The sequence below is a fragment of the Methylobacterium sp. FW306-05-D genome, from assembly GCF_058782155.1.
Map to the genome: position 1 here is coordinate 42,089 of NZ_JBYSXL010000022.1, position 18,330 is coordinate 60,418.

Here is an 18,330-nt window from a genome sequence, read left to right on the forward strand (position 1 = left end):
GGCTCCGGAGAGTGCTGATCCCATGATGTCCCGCGCCGAACGCACGCCCCTGACGGATTGGTGGTGGACCGTCGACCGCGGCCTCCTCGCCGGGCTCGGGGCGCTCATGGTAGCGGGCCTCGTCTTCCTCATGGGCGGTGGGCCGCCGGTGGCCGAGAAGATCGGCCTGCCGACCTTCCACTTCCTCAACCGGCAGGCCCTCTACCTCGCGCCCACGATCCTCATCATCGTCGGCGTGTCCTTCCTGTCCCTGCGCCACATCCGGCGCGTCGCGCTCTTCACCTGGATGATGGGCGTCGCCCTCTGCATCCTGGCGAGCAAGTTCGGGCCGGAGATCAAGGGCGCCCATCGCTGGATCCAGTTCGGCGCCATCGGCATCCAGCCCTCGGAATTCGTGAAGCCCGCCTTCGTGGTGGTGGCGGCCTGGGCCTTCTCGGAGGGCGCCCAGCGCCGCGACATGCCGGGCGGCCTGCTGGCGATCCTGCTCCTGCCGGTCACCATCGTGCCCCTCGTGCTGCAGCCCGATTTCGGCCAGACCATGCTCATCACCATCGTGTGGTGCGCGCTGTTCTTCGTGGCCGGCCTGCACTGGTTCTGGGTGGCGGGCCTCGGTGCCGGCGGCCTGATCGGCGTCGCCGCCGCCTACCGCTTCCTGCACCACGTCCGCGAGCGCATCGACCGCTTCCTCGACAGCGATTCCGGCGACAACTTCCAGGGCTACTGGGCCCGGCAATCCTTCAATTCCGGCGGCTGGTTCGGCACCGGCCCGGGCGAGGGCGTCGCCAAGCGCCACCTGCCCGACGCCCATACCGACTTCATCTTCTCGGTGACGGGCGAGGAATTCGGCACCATCGTCTGCCTCGGGCTCGTCCTGCTCTTCGCCTACATCGTCATGCGCGGCCTCAAGCTGGCCCGCCGCACCGACGACACCTTCTCGCGGTTGGCGATCACGGGTCTCACCACCCTGTTCGGGCTCCAGGCCTGCATCAACATGGCGGTGAACGTGCGGCTGATGCCCGCCAAGGGCATGACGCTGCCCTTCGTCTCCTACGGCGGCTCCTCGCTGATCTCGCTGGCCCTCGGCATGGGCTTTCTCGTGGCCTTGACCCGCAAGCGCCCCCGGACCACCACCCTGAGCCAGAAGCCGCCGGGCACCGCCCCGGCGACGATCGCCGGAGTGATGCGTTGACCGTTGCGACCGCCACGATCCTGCTCTGTGCCGGCGGCACGGGCGGGCATCTGTTCCCCGCCGAGAGCCTGGCGCATGCCCTGCGCGCCCGGGGCGTGCGGGTGGTGCTGGCCACCGATGCGCGGGTGGATTCCATCGCCGCCGGCTTCCCGGCCTCCGAGATCGTCACCATCGCGTCGGCCACGCCCTCCGGCCGTTCCCTGATCCAGCGCGGTGCCGCGCTCCTCACCCTCGGGCGGGGCTTCGGCGTCGCCGCCCGGCAGATCCGACGCATCAACCCGGCCGCCATCGTGGGGTTCGGCGGCTACCCCACGGTGCCGCCGATGCTGGCGGGGCAGCTCCTGCGCGTGCCGACCGTGCTGCACGAGCAGAACGCCGTGATGGGGCGGGCCAACGCCTTCCTGGCCCGGGGTGCCCGGGCCATCGCCACGGGTTTTCGCGACGTGCGCGGCGTGCCCGCCAAGGCCCTCGCCCCCCGGACCCATACCGGTAATCCCCTACGCCCGGCGGTGCTCGAGGCGGCGAAGAGTTCCTACCCGCCGGTGGGCGCCGGCGATCCCCTGCATCTCCTCGTCTTCGGCGGCAGCCAGGGCGCACGGGTGATGGGCGAGGTCGTGCCCGGCGCCATCGCCAACCTGCCCGCCGACCTGCGTGCGCGCCTCCACCTCGTGCAGCAGGTGCGGGCTGAGGATCTGACGCAGGTCCAGAACCTCTATCTCGGCCTGGGCCTCGCCGGCCTCGAGGCTGCGCCCTTCTTCAAGGACCTGCCCGCCCGCATGGCGGCGGCCCATCTCGTGATCGGCCGCTCCGGCGCCTCGACCGTCTCGGAACTCGCCGCCATCGGCCGGCCCGCCATCCTGGTGCCGCTGCCCGGCGCCCTCGACCAGGACCAGGCGGCCAATGCGGCGACGCTCGCGACCATCGGTGCCGCGCAGGCGATTCCGCAATCCGCCTTCACGCCGGACCGGCTGACGGCGGAGCTGGTCGACCTCTTCACCAATCCCGAAAAATTGACCGCGGCGGCCTCAGCCGCCAAAAGCGCTGGAATTCACAACGCCGCCGAGCGGCTGGCCGACATCGTCGTCGCGACGGCGGCGAACCCTTGAGCCCTTCCGCCCGGTAGATCCCGTCGGCGCCCATTCGTCCGCGCCCGACGCCCCTGAGACTGGTCCTTCCCATGAAGCTGCCCGACAAGCTCGGCCCCATCCACTTCATCGGCATCGGCGGCATCGGCATGTCCGGCATCGCCGAGGTGATGCACAACCTCGGCTATACCGTGCAGGGGTCGGACGCCAACGACAACGCCAACGTCCGGCGCCTGGCCGAGAAGGGCATGCGCACCTTCATCGGCCACGAGGCCGGCAACGTCGAGGAGGCCGCCCTCGTGGTGGTCTCAACCGCGATCCGCCGCGACAACCCCGAACTCGTGGCCGCCCGCGAGCGCCGCCTTCCGGTGGTGCGCCGGGCCGAGATGCTGGCCGAGCTGATGCGCTTCAAGTCCTGCGTCGCCATCGCGGGCACGCACGGCAAGACCACGACGACCTCCCTCGTCGCCACCCTGCTCGACGCCGGCAACCTCGACCCCACCGTGATCAACGGCGGCATCATCAACGCCTACGGCACCAATGCCCGCATGGGCGAGGGCGAGTGGATGGTGGTGGAGGCCGACGAATCGGACGGCACCTTCCTGAAGCTGCCGGCGGACGTCGCCATCGTCACCAACATCGACCCCGAGCACCTCGACCATTTCGGCTCGTTCGACGCGGTCAAGGACGCCTTCCGCCGCTTCATCGACAATATCCCGTTCTACGGCTTCGCCGTGATGTGCATCGACCACCCGATCGTGCAGGACCTCGTCGGCCACATCGAGGACCGCCGCATCATCACCTACGGCGAGAACCCGCAGGCCGATGTCCGCCTCATCGACGTGGACCTGCGTGGGGGCATGAGCCGCTTCCGCGTGATGATCCGCGACCGGCGCCCGGGCTTCCGCCTCGAGATGGAGGACCTCGTCCTGCCCATGCCGGGCAAGCACAACGCGCTGAACGCCACCGCGGCGCTCGCGGTGGCCCACGAGCTCGGTGTCGAGCCGGAGGCGATCCGCAAGGCGCTGGCCGGCTTCGGTGGCGTCAAGCGCCGCTTCACCCGGACCGGGGAGTGGAACGGCGCCCTGATCTTCGACGATTACGGACACCATCCGGTGGAGATCAAGGCGGTGCTGAAGGCCGCCCGCGCCTCCACCGAGGGCAACGTCATCGCCATCGTGCAGCCGCACCGCTACACGCGCCTCGCCACGCTGTTCGACGATTTCTGCACCTGCTTCAACGATGCCGACACGGTCATCGTCGCCCCCGTCTACGCGGCGGGCGAGGCGCCGATCGAGGGCATGGACCGCGACGGTCTCGTCTCGGGACTGAAGTCGCGCGGCCATCGCGACGCCATCGCGCTGCAGCGCTCCGAGGACCTCGCCGGCATCGTCGCCGGCCGCGCCAAGCCCGGCGACTACGTGGTGTGCCTGGGCGCCGGCAACATCACGCAATGGGCCTACGCCCTGCCGGGCGAACTCTCCGCCCTGGACGGCGTGAAGGCGTGAGCCGCCGGTGCGCGCCGCTTCGAAGGCGCGCACGCGCGTCCGCCGGACCCCCCGGGCCAACGAGACGGAGGCCGAGCACCGCCTCTGGTCGCACCTGAGGGAGCGGCGACTGGCTGGCTTCAAGGTCGTTCGGCAGGAGCAGATCGGCTCCCATGTCACGGACTTTGTCCGTCGCGAGGCGCGGATCATCGGCGAGGCGGATGGCAGTCCGCATGCCGAGAACGGGCGCGATCACGTCAGGGATGCCTGGCTCGCCGCACGCGGCCACCGCGTCCTGCGCTTTTGGAATACCGACATCATGCAACAGACCGAGTGTGTCACCGCGACGATCCGCGCGGCCCTTCCAGCCTCTCCCCGCCTGCGGGGAGCGGCCGTCGAACCCGACGCGGGGAGAGGGGAGGTGTGCGTATGACCGCCTTCCCGGACATCACCCCCGACATCCGCGCCCGGTCGCCGCGCTTGCGCGGACGGCTCATCGCCAACCAGCCCCTGTCGGACCTGACTTGGTTCCGGGTCGGCGGTCCGGCGCAGGTGCTGTTCACGCCCGCCGATGCGGAGGATCTCGGCCTTCTGCTGGCGGCCCTGGACCCGGAGACCCCCGTCACCGTGATCGGGCTCGGCTCGAACCTCATCGTGCGCGACGGTGGCGTGCCGGGCGTCGTGATCCGCCTCGGCGGCCGGGCCTTCGGAATGGTGGAAATCGACGGCGAGACCCTGCGGGTCGGCACGGCGATGCCCGACATGCGCCTCGCCAAGGCGGCGGCCGAGGCCGGGCTCGACGGGCTGGCGTTCTTCCGCGGCATTCCCGGCTCGGTCGGCGGCGCGCTGCGCATGAATGCGGGCGCACACGGCGGCGAGACCACCGACGTGCTCGTGGAGGCCCACGGCGTCGACCGCCGGGGGCAGGCGCGCCGCTTCACCCATGCGGAGATGGGCTTCGCCTACCGGCACAGCGGCGCCCCCGAGGATGTGATCTTCACGAGCGCGGTCTTCCGGGGCCGCCCGGGGAACCGCGAGACGATCGAGGCCGAGATGGAGCGGGTGACGGCGGCCCGCGAGGCGGCCCAACCGATCCGCGAGCGCACCGGCGGCTCCACCTTCAAGAACCCGCCCGGAGGCAAGGCCTGGCAGCTCGTCGACGCGGCCGGCTGCCGCGGCCTGACGGTCGGCGGCGCGCAGGTCTCGGAGATGCACTGCAACTTCCTGATCAACCGCGACAACGCGAGCGCCGCCGACATCGAGGGGCTCGGCGAGGAGGTGCGCCGGCGCGTGCGCGAGACCTCCGGCGTCGAGCTCCACTGGGAGATCAAGCGCATCGGGATATCGACACGGGCGCAGTAAGGCGGTAAGACGTAAGTATTCCAGCGGGAGGGTGCCGATGACCGGACGGGACGTCCTGACGACCTACTCGAAGGTCTCCGTGAAGAGCCAGACTGTTCTCCCGGCCGAAGTTCGCGAACGCCTCGATATCCGCCCGGGTGATCGCCTTCGCTACGTGATCACCCCGGACGGTATCCGTATCGAGAAGGCGCGGCCCGAGGGCGAAGACCCCTTCGTGACGTTCACGGAATGGGCCGGTGCCGCCGACGAAGAAGCCTATGGCAATCTCTAGGGACCCCGGCGGACGCACGTTCCCCGCCGGGACCGTGGTGGTCGTGCCGTTTCCCTACTCCGATCGTCTCGCCGAGAAGCGTCGCCCGGCCGTCGTGATCTCGGGGCAGGCCGTCGCCGAGGCGGGATTCGTCTGGATCGCGATGATCACCAGCGCGAACAACCCCGCCCTCGGAGGCGATCTGGCGATCGACGATCTTGCCGCCGCCGGACTGGATGCGCCGTCTGTCGTCAGACCCGTCAAGCTGGCCTGCATCGAACCGGCTCGCATTCTCCGGCGGATCGGGACGCTGCCGTCGATGGCGGCTGGCGCGGTTTTCGATGCGATCCACGACAGGATAGGCCCGCGAAGGCCGGCGTGACGACGTAATCCATGTTCGCGCAATTCCCAGGAGTCCCCATGTCCCAGCACGTCGCCGTCCTCATGGGCGGGTGGTCCTCCGAGCGGCCGGTCTCCCTGAATTCGGGCCATGCCTGTGCCGATGCCCTGGAGGGGCAGGGCTTCCGCGTCACCCGCGTCGACGTCCAGCCGGACATCGCGACGGTGCTCACCGACCTGCGGCCCGACGTGGCCTTCAACGCGCTGCACGGGCCGGCGGGCGAGGACGGCACGATCCAGGGCCTGCTGGAGCTGCTGCGCATCCCCTACACCCATTCCGGCGTGCTGGCCTCGGCGCTGGCGATGCACAAGGAACGTGCCAAAGTGGTCATGCGGGCGGCCGGCGTCAGCGTCCCGGAGGGCCGCGTCGTTAACCGTCATGAGGCCGCAAAGTCACACGTGCTGACGCCGCCCTACGTGCTGAAGCCGGTGGCCGAGGGCTCCTCCATGGGGGTCATCATCGTGCGCGACGGACGCTCCCATCCGCCCCAGGAGGTGGGCCGGGAGGATTGGGGCTATGGCGATGAAATCCTTGCGGAAACCTACGTCGCCGGGCGCGAGCTGACCTGCGCCGTGATGGGCGACAGGGCCCTCGGCGTGATCGAGATCAAGCCGGCTTCGGGGGAGTGGTACGACTTCGACGCGAAGTACGCCGAGGGGGGGTCGATCCACGTCCTCCCGGCAGAAATTAAACCAAATCTTTACCAGCGTGTCCAAGAGTTGTCGTTAACGGCGCATCAAGCACTCGGGTGCCGGGGCATCAGCCGTGCGGACCTTCGCTACGACGACACACCGGGGGGAACCGGTGCCCTCGTCGTGCTGGAGGTCAACACGCAACCCGGCATGACGAAGACGAGCTTGGTCCCGGAGATCGCAGCCCACGCGGGCTATAGTTTCGGTGAGCTCGTCCAATGGATGGTGGAGGACGCAACGTTGGGCCGGTAGGGGCCGAAGGCCCGTTCGGCGGCCAAGGTCCTCTGGGCCAGGGTCCGCTCGGGCCCGCCGCCGGGACGATCGCCTCCGTCCGCGCGGCGCTCGGCGCTCGCCTGCGCCGCTTCGCGCCGCCCGGCCGCCGCTCCCGTCTCGCTCTCCCGATCGAGCGCCGCGTCCCGCGCCACCTCGGCACGGCGGGCTTCTCCGTCTCCTTCGCGGCCCTCGCCCTTGCGGGCTTCGTCGGCAGCGGCGCCTATGACCGCTTCGTGGCGGAGCACGGCCGCCCCCTCGACATCATGGCGCGGCTCGCCGGCTTCGGCGTCGAGCGCGTCACCATCTCGGGCATCGCCCGCCTCTACGAGCGCGAAGTGCTGCAGGCCGCCGGCATCGACGGCCATTCCTCGGTGGTCTTCCTCGACGTGGCGGAAGCCCGCGAGCGCCTGCTGGCGGTGCCGCTGATCGCCAGCGCCTCCGTGCGCAAGGTCTATCCGAACGAGATCGTCATCACCCAGGTCGAGCGCGAGCCCGCCGCCCTCTGGCAGCGCAACGGCGAGATCGCCGTGATCGCCGCCGACGGCACGGTGATCGACCAGATGCGCGACGACCGCTACGCCGCCCTTCCCCTCGTGGTCGGCGACGACGCCAACCTGAAGCTCAAGGACTACCTCGCCCTGATCGAGGCGGCCGGCACCCTGGCCGAGCGGGTCAAGGCCGGCACCTACGTCTCCGGCCGCCGCTGGACTCTCAAGCTCGACGGCGTCGACATCCGCCTGCCCGAGACCGGCGCCACCGAGGCCCTGGCCCGGCTGGTCAAGCTCGAGCGCGACAACCGCATCCTCGAGAAGGACATCATCGCGGTGGACCTGCGCATGCCCGACCGGGTGGTGGTGCGGCTCACCGAGGAGGCGGCCGCGGCCCGCGCCGAATCCCAGAAGAAGTCGAAGCCCAAGGGGACCAGCACATGAGCCGCACGATCCGTCCGGCGCATCCCGCGTCCCGTCCCCTCCACACCCGCTCCGCCCGGTAGCCCGATGCACGACCCGCACGGCCTCACCCCACGCCTGAAACCACTCTCCGCCCGGCGCAGCACCACCCTCTCGGTGCTCGATATCGGAACGAGCAAGGTCGTCTGCCTCATCGCCGAGCTCCAGCCGGCCGAGGCCCTCACCACCCTGCGCGGGCGCACCCACTTCGCCCGCGTCATCGGCATCGGCCACCAGCGCTCGCAGGGACTCAAGGGCGGCGTCATCGTCGACCTCGAGGCCGCCGAGGGCGCGATCCGCCAGGCGGTCCACGCCGCCGAGCGGATGGCGAAGGTCGAGGTGCAGTCGGTCATCGTCAACATGTCCGGCGGCCGCATCGGCTCGCAGCACTTCGAGGCCCGCGTCGGCACCCGCACCGGCACCGTCACGGGCTCCGACGTGGAGCGCGTGCTGGAGACCGCCTCGGCCCACGGCGTCAGCCCCGGCCGGGCCGTGCTCCACGCCCTGCCCACGGGCTATGCCATCGACGGCCAGGGCACGGTCATCGATCCGTCCGGCATGATGGGCGACGCCCTCGGGGTCGACCTGCATGTGGTCACCGGCGAGGCGGCCGCGGCCCGCAACCTCATGCTCGCCGTCGAGCATTGCCACCTCGGCGTCGAGGCGGTGATCGCCACCCCCTACGCCGCCGGCCTCTCGGCGCTCGTCGACGACGAGGCCGAGATGGGCGTCGCCGTGGTCGACATGGGCGGCGGCACCACCAGCGTCGGCGTGTTCTCCGGCGGCCATCTCGTCCACGTGGACGCGGTCGCGGTCGGCGGCCACCACGTCACCATGGACATCGCGCGCGGCCTCTCCACCCGGGTCGCCGCGGCCGAGCGCCTCAAGACCCTCTACGGCTCGGCCATCGCCACCGCTTCCGACGAGCGCGACATGATCGCGGTCCACGGGGTCGGCGAGGACGAGGGCGACGCGCCCAACCACGTGCCGCGCTCGCAGCTCGTGCGGATCATCCGCCCGCGCGTCGAGGAGGTGGTGGAACTGGTGCGCGACCGCCTGCGCGCCGCGGGCTTCTCGGCCCAGGCCGGGCGCCGGGTGGTGCTGACGGGGGGCGCGAGCCAGCTCGTCGGCCTGCCGGAGGTCGCCCGCCGGGTGATGGAGGGCCAGGTCCGCATCGGCCGGCCGCTGGGCATCCGCGGCCTGCCGGAGGCCGCCAAGGGCCCCGCCTTCTCGGCGGCGGTGGGCCTCCTGGTCTACCCGCAGGTGGCGCATGCGGAGCATTTCGAGCCGCGGGGCCACGGGGCCTTCGCCGGCACGGGAACGGACGGCTACCTCTCGCGCGTCGGACGCTGGATCCGCGAGAGCTTCTGAGACGACCGCCGGAATGCCCGAAACCCCGCGGGGTGGGTGGAACGGCCAGACCCAAATCGGCGCTCCTGGCTTCAGGCAGGCGTCAAACGAAACGTGAAAGGCACGAGAGGCTCGACATCATGGCCATCAGTCTGCAGGCGCCGGATATCCGGGAACTCAAGCCCCGCATCACCGTCTTCGGTGTCGGCGGAGCCGGCGGCAACGCCGTGAACAACATGATCGAATCCGGCCTGCTGGGCTGCGAGTTCGTGGTCGCCAACACCGACGCCCAGGCGCTGACCTCCTCGAAGGCCGAGCGCGTGATCCAGATGGGCCTCGGCGTGACGCAGGGCCTCGGCGCCGGCTCGCACCCCGAGGTCGGCTCTGCGGCCGCCGACGAGGTGATCGACGAGATCCGTGACCAGCTCTCCGGCGCCCACATGTGCTTCATCACCGCCGGCATGGGCGGCGGCACCGGCACCGGTGCGGCCCCCGTCATCGCCCGCGCCGCCCGCGACATGGGCATCCTCACCGTCGGCGTCGTCACCAAGCCCTTCCAGTTCGAGGGCGTGCGCCGGATGCGCACGGCCGAGGCCGGCATCCAGGAGCTCCAGGCCGCCGTCGACACCCTGATCGTGATCCCGAACCAGAACCTGTTCCGGGTCGCCAACGAGAAGACCACGTTCGCCGACGCCTTCGCGATGGCCGACCAGGTGCTCTACTCGGGCGTCGCCTGCATCACCGACCTGATGGTCAAGGAAGGCCTGATCAATCTCGACTTCGCCGACGTCCGCGCGATCATGCGCGGCATGGGCAAGGCCATGATGGGCACCGGCGAGGCCTCGGGCGAGAACCGCGCCAACCGCGCGGCGGAAGCCGCCATCGCCAACCCGCTCCTCGACGACGTCTCGATGAAGGGCGCCCGCGGCCTGCTGATCTCGATCACCGGCGGCAACGACCTCACGCTCTACGAACTCGACGAGGCCGCCACCCGCATCCGCGAGGAGGTCGACTCGGACGCCAACATCATCCTCGGCGCCACCTTCGACGAGAGCCTCGACGGCATCATCCGGGTCTCGGTGGTCGCCACCGGCATCGAGCCGGCCCTGATCGCCGCCAACTCCCAGAACAACCCCGACATCGTGCAGACCGAGCAGCGCATCGCCGAGGTCGCCGAGCGTCTGCGTGCGGAAGCGAGGGCGCGGGCCGCACAGCCCGCCTCCACCTTTCGCCCCGTCGGACAGGACGGAGCCGTAGCGGCCCCGGCCGCGCAGCCCGCCGCCCCGGCGTCGCTCCAGGCTGCGTCGCTCCAGCCCGCCCCGGTCCAGGCGCCGGTGCAGCAGACCCTGCGCGCCCCCGAGCCGGTGGCCCTCGCCCCCGAGCCGATGCGGGTCGAGCTGCCGCAGGCCCCGGTGATGCGCGACGAGGTGATGCTGACCCAGACCCAGCCGCGCGCCGCCATGTCCTACGAGCCCGCGCCGATGCCGGCCCCCGAGCCTGCGCCCCAGCATGCCGCCGGCCCGTTCGTGCCGCCCCGGCCGGCCGTGGCCGTGGCCCGCGCCCCCCGCATGCCGCAGATCCAGGACCTGCCGCTTCCCGCCCAGGCCCAGCTCCGGGCCCGCGAGGAGCAGCCGGCGGAGCCGGTCGGCGACTCCAAGCGCATGACGCTGCTGCGCCGTCTCGCGACGGTGGGCTTCGGCGGACGCCGCGAGGATGTCGAGGCCGCGCCGCTCCCGCCGATGCGGGCGCCCGCCGCCCCTGTCCCGCAGGCCGCCCCGCCCGCGGACTACGCCAAGCGCGTCCCGGTGCAGGCGCCCCCGGCATACCGCCCGGCCCAGGGCAACCTCGATCCTCAGGGTCGCGTCGCCCCCCAGGCCCGCATGATGGACGACGATCAGCTCGAGATCCCGGCCTTCCTGCGCCGCCAGGCGAACTGAAACCGGGGTCCGGCGGACCCTTCAACACCCGGGCTGAGATATTTCAGCCACAGGCCCGGAGCCTCGCGGCTCCGGGCTATGCCTATTGTTAAATCGTTGTTTCAAAACGAGATTCGGATTCGCTGGTGGAAACCGCGGCTGTAACACAGCGTAAGAATCCGTGATTTGGCCTGCCTTTGAGGCGCGGCTATACGAATTTTGGAACGACAAGGCGCGGTGGTTTCGGCCATCAGACGCCGGCAGGGGCTTCAAGCAGCGGACGGATCGCAAGGGGCGAACAGCGCATCCCAACGGGATGCGCGCGCCCGATCACGGCCGAGGGCTATGGAATGCGAACGAACCAACAGACGACCCTCAAAGCCCCCGCGACCCTGAGCGGCATCGGCGTCCACTCCGGGAATCCGGTCGAGATCACGCTGCATCCGGCCCCCGCCAACCACGGCATCGCCTTCCTCCGCACCGGAATGCCCACCGGCAACGACCGGCTCATCAAGGCCCACCACGCCTGCGTCTCCGCCACCGAACTCTGCACCGTCATCGGTGACGTCGAGAGCGGCGCCGTCGCCACCATCGAGCACCTGATGTCGGCGCTCTACGGCCTCGGGATCGACAACGTCCTCGTCGAGATCGACGGCCCCGAGATGCCCATCCTCGACGGCAGCGCGCTCCCCTACGTACAGGCCATCGACGGCGTCGGCACCGCGACCTGCGGCGCCGCCAAGCGCTGGATCAAGGTCCTCCGCTCCGTCCGCATCGAGGTCGGCCGGGCCTTCGCCGAGCTCCGCCCCATCGACCGGGGCTTCCGCCTCGACGTGGAGATCGATTTCGAGAATCCGGTGATCGGCCGCAGCCGCAAGGCGATGGACCTCACCCCCTCCGCCTACCGCCGCGAGATCGCCGGCGCCCGCACCTTCGGCATGATGCGCGACGTGGAGCGCTACTGGAAGGCTGGCTTCGCCCTCGGCGCCTCCCTGGAGAACACCGTCGCGGTCGGCGAGACCGCCGTCGTGAACCCCGAGGGCCTGCGCTACGCGGACGAGTTCGTCCGGCACAAGTTCCTCGACGCCGTGGGCGACCTCGCCCTCGCCGGGCTCCCGCTCCAGGGCGGCTACCGCTCCTATTGCGGCGGCCACCGCATGAATGTCGGCGTCCTCACCGCCCTGTTCTCCGATCGCGCCAACTACGCCATCGTCGAGGGGCCCGGTGCCCGCCGCGAGGCCAGCCTGACCGAGTTCGGCGCCAGCCTCGGCATCGCCGCCTTCGTCGGCGATCTGTAGCGCCACCGACACACAGCCTTCGTTTCTGTGAAGGGCGTGGCCCGCCCGCCGCTTTCGCGCCCAAATCGCGCTCCACGGTGAATCGAGCGTGAAACGGGACGTCCGTCCGGTGTGCAGCGCACCCGGATCGTGGCATGAGGCCGTCAGCCACGCGACCGACCTTTGTGATGGCTTGACGACGCGCGCCTGAGGACAGGCCCGTCTGTTGGGGGAAGACCGGAATGCGCCTGAACCAACCCAAAAGCGGTGCGATGGCGGCCGTGCTGGTGACCCTCGTCGGCTTCGGCCTCGGCGGCTGCGACGCCCTCGACTCGATCAATCCCTTCGCCGAGAAGTACAAGCCCGAGGTCATCCCGGACGTTCCGGCCGACAAGCTCTACAGCGAGGGCCTGGCGCGGATGGAGGACAAGGACTACGAGGGCGCGTCGAAGAAGTTCGGCGAGCTCGACAAGGCCTACAGCTACTCCGACTGGTCGCGCAAAGCGCTGCTGATGACGGCCTACGCCAATTACGAGGGCGCGAAGTACGACGACGCCATCAACGCCTCGAAGCGCTACCTCCAGCGCCACCCGGCGAGCAAGGATGCGGCCTACGCCCAGTACCTGATGGCGATGTCGCACTATAAGCAGATCCCCGACGTCACCCGCGACCAGGACCGGTCCGAGAAGGCGCTCGCCGGCCTGCAGGAGCTCGTCCAGAAGTATCCGACCTCCGAATACGCGGCCGACGCCAAGGCCAAGATCCAGATCACCCGCGACCAGCTCGCCGGCAAGGAGATGGAGGTCGGACGCTTCTACCTGGAGCGCCGCAACTTCCCGGCTGCGATCAACCGGTTCCGCGACGTGGTGAGCAAGTACCAGACGACCCGGCACGCCGAAGAGGCCCTCGAGCGCCTGACCGAGGCCTACATGGCGCTGGGCCTGACCCAGGAGGCGCAGACCGCCGCCGCGGTGCTCGGCCACAACTTCCCCGACAGCCCCTGGTACAAGGACGCCCATGCGCTCCTGCAGAACGGGGGCCTAGAGCCGCGCGAGGAGAAGACCTCCTGGCTCAGCAAGGTCTATCGCGGCGTGATCGGGCGCACCGCCGAGGCCCAGTAGGTCTCCACGTTCCACGCCCGTCGAGTGCCGCTTTGCCGCTCCCCGAGGGGGGCGGCATCTTTTTGCGTGAAGCCGGCGGCACTTCGCCGTAAACACGGCGCCAGCGTTCACAACGGGACCCCAGACGCGGCATGCTGAGCCAGCTCGCGATCCGCGACATCGTTCTCATCGACAAGCTCGTCCTGAATTTTCGCGATGGACTCAGCGTCCTGACCGGCGAGACGGGCGCGGGCAAGTCGATCCTGCTCGACGCCTTCGCCCTGGCGCTGGGCGGGCGCGGCGACGGCCGCCTCGTGCGGCATGGGGAAGGGCAGGGCGCCGTCACCGCCGTGTTCGACGTACCCCTCGACCACCCGGCCCGGGCGCTCGCCGCGCAGGCCGAGATCGACACCGAGGGCGACCTCATCCTGCGCCGGGTGCAGATGGCGGACGGACGCACCCGCGCCTTCGTCAACGACCAGGCCGTCGGCGTCCAGGTGCTGCGGGCCATCGGCGCGGCCCTCGTGGAGATCCACGGCCAGCACGACGACCGGGCGCTCGCCGATCCCACCACCCACCGCGCCATCCTCGATGCCTTCGGCGGCCTACAGGGCCCCCTGGCCCAGGTCACGGAGGCCGCCCGGCGCGTGAAGGGGGCCCGGTCCGCCCTGTCCGAGCACAGGGCCCGGGTCGAAGCCGCCGCCAAGGAGTCCGATTTCCTGCGCCACGCCGTGGCCGAACTGGAGACCCTCGCGCCGGAGCCGGGCGAGGAGACCACCCTCGCCGAGCGCCGCACGGTGATGCAGCAGAGCGAGAAGGTCGCCCGCGAGCTGAACGAGGCGATCGAAGCCTCGGGCGGGCCGATCGTCTCCCACCTCTCCTCGGCCCTGCGCAAGCTCGAGCGGCGGGCGGCGCAGCTGCCGGCCCTGGTCGAGCCCTGCGTCGCCGCCCTCGACACGGCCCTGACGGCCCTCGACGAGGCCCACTCCATCCTCGACGTGGCCCTGCGCGAGGCCGAGTTCGATCCGCGGGAGCTGGAGCGGGTGGAGGAGCGGCTGTTCGCGCTGCGGGCCGCCTCGCGCAAGTACCAGGTGCCGGTCGACGACCTCGCGGCCCTGCGCGAGCGCTACGCCGCGGACGTCGCCGCCATCGATGCCGGCGAGGAGGCCCTGGGCGGGCTGGAGGCCACGCTGGCCGCCGCCGAGGCCGCCTACGCGAAAGCGGCCGCCAAGCTCACGGAGGGGCGCAAGCGGGCGGCCAAGGCCCTCGACGCGGCGGTGAAGGCCGAATTGCCGCCGCTCAAGCTGGAACGGGCCCGCTTCATCACCGAGATCGCCACCGATCCGGAATCCCGCGACGCGGCCGGCTACGACCGGGTCGAGTTCTGGGCTCAGACCAACCCGGGCACGCGCCCGGGGCCGATGATGAAGGTCGCGTCCGGCGGCGAGCTCTCCCGCTTCATGCTCGCCCTGAAGGTGGTGCTCGCCGACAAGGGCTCCGCCCCCACCCTGATCTTCGACGAGATCGACACCGGCGTCGGCGGCGCGGTGGCGGATGCGATCGGCGCCCGGCTCGGGCGCCTCGCCACCCGGGTGCAGGTGGTGGCCGTGACCCACGCGCCGCAGGTCGCTGCGCGGGCGGAGACGCATTTCCTGATCGCCAAGGACCCCGTCAAGGGCAGCGACCGGGTCGCGACCCGGGTCGCCTCCCTCGAAGCGCCGGCCCGGCGCGAGGAGATCGCCCGCATGCTCGCCGGCGCCACCGTGACCGACGAGGCGCGCGCCGCGGCCGCCCGCCTGCTCCAGTCCGCCGATGCCTGACCGCCGGGCGAGCCCCCTGCCGCTGAAAGAGCCTGTCGTTAACGGTCTCTTAACCATGTTCGCCGACACTGGATGAACGGCGGGTGCGCTCCGATTCGGCGCCGGCGTTGGATCGCTCGAACGAGGGACTGAGACGTTGGACCAGAGAGTTTGCGACGGCGAGATGCGGGAGGACACGGCGCATGCCTGTCAGCCCAACCTGCCCGACGACACGCGGTATCGTCTCGGGACAGCCCTGCGCTCGATCTACGAAGAGACCTGCGACACCCTGCCGATCCCCGATGGCCAGATCGACCTTCTGCTGCGCCTGCGGCACAAGGAGCGGGACCGGCGGCGCCTCGACTGAGGCTCCGACCGGCGCCCGCTACCAGCGCCGCGCGTTCGGCTGACGCTTGTACTCGGCGGCGCGGATCTGGGTCAGGACCCGGTCCAGCCTGAGGAGCAGGGCCTGCTCGTCGGCGGCGGCCTGGTCGACCGCTTCCTGACCGGGGCCGAACTGCCGGCGCAGCTGCACCAGCGACAATTGCCGCTCCAGATCCTCGCGCTGCGCGTGCAGGTCGAGGAAGGCGGCCTCGTCGGCGTCGATTGTGCTCGTTGGCTCCGTCACGGCTCGTCACCTTCTTTCGCCGGTCCGGAACCGGCGACGGTGATCAACGCACGAAATCTCGAAACCGTGCCGCGCCCGCGCGCAGGATCAGCGGAAGCCCCCGACGCGCCGGTCGCGCTTGCGCTCGGCCGCCGGCTGGTAGGCGATCTGCGCATGGGTGGTGCAGTAGGGCAGGCCGGTGATCGAGCGGTCGCCGCAATAGTGGAAGTCGGGCGAGGTCGGATCGCCGATGGGCCAGCGGCACATCGATTCCCGCAGGTCCATGATCGTGACGCGGCGCGAGATCGTCAGGGCGACCGGAGCCACCACGGCCGGCGGGGCCGGAGGAGCCTCGAAGGTGGCGGGCGTCCCGTCGATCTCGGCCGCCACGGCCGGCGCCACGACCTCGAGTTCCACCTCGCGCACCACCTTGCGGGGCGAGACGCCGGGCGTCTCGGCCGACTTCACGCGTCCCGACAGGCCGAGCCTGTGCACCTTGCCGATGACCGCGTTGCGGGTCACCCCGCCGAGCTGCGTTGCGATCTGGCTGGCGCTCAGGCCGTCTTCCCATAGCCGGCGCAGGAGATCGACCCGCTCATCCGACCAACCCGGGACCGTTTCCGTCATCGCCCCCTCCGAAATCGCCCGCATCCGCCCGTTCCGCTCACGAGATGCCCCTGCACCGGGCCTGCGGCGCGGGCATCGGAGCGTCATCGATGATGGGCAGCGGCCCCCCGGCCGTCGATCTGCGAACCGTACAGGAGGCCGAGACGCCGAGGCAAGTGCGGCCGGGACGACCGCCCGGCACCCCGTTCACCTGTCCACCGGCAAAGGCCGGGCGGTCCTGCGCCGGCCGGCCTCGCCCGTCCGGCCCGGATGAGCTAGAGCGGCGGCTCCATCCGGCCCGTGCTACCCCATTCCCGAGAGCGTCCATGATCGCCCTGCCGCCCATCGCCGTCTTCGATCTCGACGGGACCCTCGCCGAGACCGCCGGCGACCTCATCGGCACCCTCAACGTGATCCTGCGCCGGGAGGGACTCCAGGCGCTGCCCCTCGAAAAGGCCCGGGACATGATCGGGGCGGGGGCCAAGGCCCTGATCCAGCGCGGCTTTACCACGGCCGGCGAGCCGCTCTCGACCGAGCGGTTGGAAGCGCTGTTCTCGGACTTCATCGCCCATTACGGCGACCATCTCTGCGAGCAGTCGCACCTGTTCCCCGGCGTGGTCGAGGCACTGGACGCCCTTCGGGCCCGCGGCTTCCTCCTCGCCGTCTGCACCAACAAGTACGAGGGCCAGGCCGTACGCCTGCTCGGGCTGCTCGGCATCGCCGACCGCTTCGCGACGATCTGCGGCCGCGAGACCTTCCCCTACTTCAAGCCGGATCCGCGCCACATCACCCTGACGGTGGAGCGGGCCGGCGGCGATCCGGCCCGGGCCGTGATGGTGGGGGATTCCCGGGCCGACATCGACGCCGCCAAGGCCGCCGGCATCCCCGTGGTGGCCGTGCCCTTCGGCTACACCGACCTGCCGGTGACCGAACTCGGTCCGGATCGGGTCATCGCCCATTTCGACGAGCTCGGCGCCGCCGTGGAGGCCCTGGTGGCGACCGCCTGAAGGGACGTGGCGGATCGCCGGACAAAAAAGAAGGGCCGCCCCTCGGGGGCGACCCTTCTTTCGTTCGGTTCGGCGTGCGCCGCTCAGTTGATGCGGTCGGCGAGGTTGGCCGAGTGGGCGTGCTCGCCGGCGATGTAGGGCAACGCCTGGTTGGCGAACTCACGGCCCTGCGCACTGTCGCCGTTGCGGGCATAGGAGGCGTAGAGGCCGAGGGTGCGGGCATCCGAATTGGCCTGCTGGTCGACATAGGCGCGGTCGAAGTCGCGGCCCGGGCGGGCGGACTTCAGGCGGTCGATGCGGCCCTGGCCCTCGGCGCCGATGGCGACGCGACGGCCCGGCTCGGAGGGGCTGTTGTCCACGAGGCCGACGCCGCCGAGGACGCCGCCGACCACGCGCTGGGCGATCGTGGCCGAGATCGTCACCGGGGCGAGCACCACGCCGACCGGGTTGTCGAGGCGGGTCTCGAAGGGCTGGGTGTCGGAGACGACGGTGCCGCCGGCGGTCAGCGAGGTGCCCTCGGGCAGCAGCGCCTGGGTGGTGGCCTTGCGCTCGACGAGAACGTTGTGGGCGTACTGGCGGACGCGCGGATTGCGCGAGCGCTCCAGAGCGATGCGGCTCGACTCGATGCTCACCGCGTCCGAGCGCAGGGCGGCGGCGCGGAAGTCGGAGGTGTCGGTCACGGCCGGCTGGTTGCCGTCGAATTGCGGCGCCACGCGGAAGGACAGGGGCTCCTGGGCGAGCGCCGGGGTGGCGAGGGCGGCGACCGACAGGCCGAGGGCGGCGAGAAGGGACTTGTTCATGGCGGGTTCTCTTTCCGGGGCGCCCGAACGGCGCCGTTCTTGGGAATCGTTTGCGGTGCGGCAACACGTGGCCGGACCGGGCGTTCCACCCTGCGTCGCATTGGAGCCCTGCGTTTCGGGAGGTGTCGTTCCGCGCCGCCGGCTCCTACGCGGGCCCGTTCCAGGGGGGCGGGTCCGGGG

Annotated in this window: 19 protein-coding genes; 16 read left to right on the forward strand and 3 right to left on the reverse strand. The window is 70.9% G+C overall.

What is annotated here, in order from left to right; translation table 11 throughout:
- The first annotated feature begins 22 nt into the window (after positions 1 to 22).
- The 15 genes from AC3WLN_RS10280 to AC3WLN_RS10350 all read left to right on the forward strand — a co-directional run bounded on the left by AC3WLN_RS10280 (position 23) and on the right by AC3WLN_RS10350 (position 15,497).
- Entirely contained in the window at positions 23 to 1,189 is a 1,167-nt protein-coding gene (locus AC3WLN_RS10280; RefSeq protein WP_056476877.1) for an FtsW/RodA/SpoVE family cell cycle protein, read from the forward strand.
- Positions 1,186 to 2,295 (forward strand): undecaprenyldiphospho-muramoylpentapeptide beta-N-acetylglucosaminyltransferase, encoded by a 1,110-nt coding sequence (gene murG / locus AC3WLN_RS10285; RefSeq protein ID WP_492480943.1) that lies wholly within the window; start codon positions 1,186 to 1,188, stop codon positions 2,293 to 2,295. The genes AC3WLN_RS10280 and murG overlap by 4 nt, the downstream gene beginning before the upstream one ends.
- A gap of 71 nt (positions 2,296 to 2,366) precedes the next feature.
- Positions 2,367 to 3,782, forward strand: coding sequence for a UDP-N-acetylmuramate--L-alanine ligase (murC, locus tag AC3WLN_RS10290; RefSeq protein ID WP_492480945.1), 1,416 nt, complete (start codon positions 2,367 to 2,369; stop codon positions 3,780 to 3,782).
- 7 nt (positions 3,783 to 3,789) lie between these two features.
- On the forward strand, positions 3,790 to 4,194 hold the full coding sequence (locus AC3WLN_RS10295) for an endonuclease domain-containing protein (protein WP_492480947.1): 405 nt from the start codon (positions 3,790 to 3,792) through the stop codon (positions 4,192 to 4,194).
- A complete protein-coding gene (gene murB, locus AC3WLN_RS10300) occupies positions 4,191 to 5,123 on the forward strand; it encodes a UDP-N-acetylmuramate dehydrogenase (RefSeq protein WP_492480949.1) in 933 nt (310 codons plus the stop codon). Before AC3WLN_RS10295 ends, murB begins: the two co-directional genes overlap by 4 nt.
- 37 nt (positions 5,124 to 5,160) lie before the next feature.
- Positions 5,161 to 5,394: an AbrB/MazE/SpoVT family DNA-binding domain-containing protein gene (locus AC3WLN_RS10305; RefSeq protein WP_492480951.1), complete on the forward strand. Its 234-nt coding sequence runs from the start codon at positions 5,161 to 5,163 to the stop codon at positions 5,392 to 5,394.
- Positions 5,381 to 5,755: a type II toxin-antitoxin system PemK/MazF family toxin gene (locus AC3WLN_RS10310; RefSeq protein ID WP_492480971.1), complete on the forward strand. Its 375-nt coding sequence runs from the start codon at positions 5,381 to 5,383 to the stop codon at positions 5,753 to 5,755. Before AC3WLN_RS10305 ends, AC3WLN_RS10310 begins: the two co-directional genes overlap by 14 nt.
- A 38-nt stretch (positions 5,756 to 5,793) precedes the next feature.
- Positions 5,794 to 6,717 (forward strand): D-alanine--D-alanine ligase, encoded by a 924-nt coding sequence (locus AC3WLN_RS10315; protein ID WP_463772709.1) that lies wholly within the window; start codon positions 5,794 to 5,796, stop codon positions 6,715 to 6,717.
- Positions 6,684 to 7,670, forward strand: coding sequence for a cell division protein FtsQ/DivIB (locus tag AC3WLN_RS10320; RefSeq protein ID WP_492480953.1), 987 nt, complete (start codon positions 6,684 to 6,686; stop codon positions 7,668 to 7,670). Before AC3WLN_RS10315 ends, AC3WLN_RS10320 begins: the two co-directional genes overlap by 34 nt.
- A gap of 66 nt (positions 7,671 to 7,736) precedes the next feature.
- On the forward strand, positions 7,737 to 9,059 hold the full coding sequence (gene ftsA / locus AC3WLN_RS10325) for a cell division protein FtsA (RefSeq protein ID WP_056215981.1): 1,323 nt from the start codon (positions 7,737 to 7,739) through the stop codon (positions 9,057 to 9,059).
- Positions 9,060 to 9,178: 119 nt separating this feature from the next.
- A complete protein-coding gene (gene ftsZ, locus AC3WLN_RS10330; RefSeq protein WP_492480955.1) occupies positions 9,179 to 10,975 on the forward strand; it encodes a cell division protein FtsZ in 1,797 nt (598 codons plus the stop codon).
- Positions 10,976 to 11,304: 329 nt separating this feature from the next.
- A complete protein-coding gene (lpxC, locus tag AC3WLN_RS10335) occupies positions 11,305 to 12,252 on the forward strand; it encodes a UDP-3-O-acyl-N-acetylglucosamine deacetylase (RefSeq protein WP_492480957.1) in 948 nt (315 codons plus the stop codon).
- Between the two features lie 221 nt (positions 12,253 to 12,473).
- The gene (locus tag AC3WLN_RS10340; protein ID WP_492480959.1) at positions 12,474 to 13,352 is read left to right on the forward strand and encodes an outer membrane protein assembly factor BamD; all 879 of its coding nucleotides are present in this window, start codon (positions 12,474 to 12,476) and stop codon (positions 13,350 to 13,352) included.
- A 131-nt stretch (positions 13,353 to 13,483) separates the two neighbouring features.
- Positions 13,484 to 15,151 carry a DNA repair protein RecN gene (gene recN, locus AC3WLN_RS10345; protein ID WP_492480961.1) on the forward strand — a complete coding sequence of 556 codons (1,668 nt, stop codon included), beginning with the start codon at positions 13,484 to 13,486 and terminating at the stop codon, positions 15,149 to 15,151.
- A gap of 136 nt (positions 15,152 to 15,287) precedes the next feature.
- The gene (locus tag AC3WLN_RS10350; protein WP_492480963.1) at positions 15,288 to 15,497 is read left to right on the forward strand and encodes a hypothetical protein; all 210 of its coding nucleotides are present in this window, start codon (positions 15,288 to 15,290) and stop codon (positions 15,495 to 15,497) included.
- Between the two features lie 18 nt (positions 15,498 to 15,515).
- Here AC3WLN_RS10350 and AC3WLN_RS10355 read toward each other — a convergent pair whose 3' ends face one another.
- Together AC3WLN_RS10355 and AC3WLN_RS10360 are read right to left on the reverse strand one after the other, a co-directional pair.
- Positions 15,516 to 15,758: a hypothetical protein gene (locus tag AC3WLN_RS10355; RefSeq protein ID WP_463772728.1), complete on the reverse strand. Its 243-nt coding sequence runs from the start codon at positions 15,756 to 15,758 to the stop codon at positions 15,516 to 15,518.
- An 87-nt stretch (positions 15,759 to 15,845) separates the two neighbouring features.
- The gene (locus AC3WLN_RS10360) at positions 15,846 to 16,364 is read right to left on the reverse strand and encodes a GcrA family cell cycle regulator (RefSeq protein WP_492480965.1); all 519 of its coding nucleotides are present in this window, start codon (positions 16,362 to 16,364) and stop codon (positions 15,846 to 15,848) included.
- 305 nt (positions 16,365 to 16,669) lie between these two features.
- Between AC3WLN_RS10360 and gph the strand changes: the two genes are divergently transcribed.
- Positions 16,670 to 17,350, forward strand: coding sequence for a phosphoglycolate phosphatase (gph, locus tag AC3WLN_RS10365; RefSeq protein ID WP_492480967.1), 681 nt, complete (start codon positions 16,670 to 16,672; stop codon positions 17,348 to 17,350).
- A gap of 83 nt (positions 17,351 to 17,433) precedes the next feature.
- On the opposite strand, the gene AC3WLN_RS10370 is transcribed toward gph, so the two are convergent.
- The gene (locus AC3WLN_RS10370; protein WP_463772741.1) at positions 17,434 to 18,150 is read right to left on the reverse strand and encodes a DUF4142 domain-containing protein; all 717 of its coding nucleotides are present in this window, start codon (positions 18,148 to 18,150) and stop codon (positions 17,434 to 17,436) included.
- Positions 18,151 to 18,330: the final 180 nt, after the last annotated feature.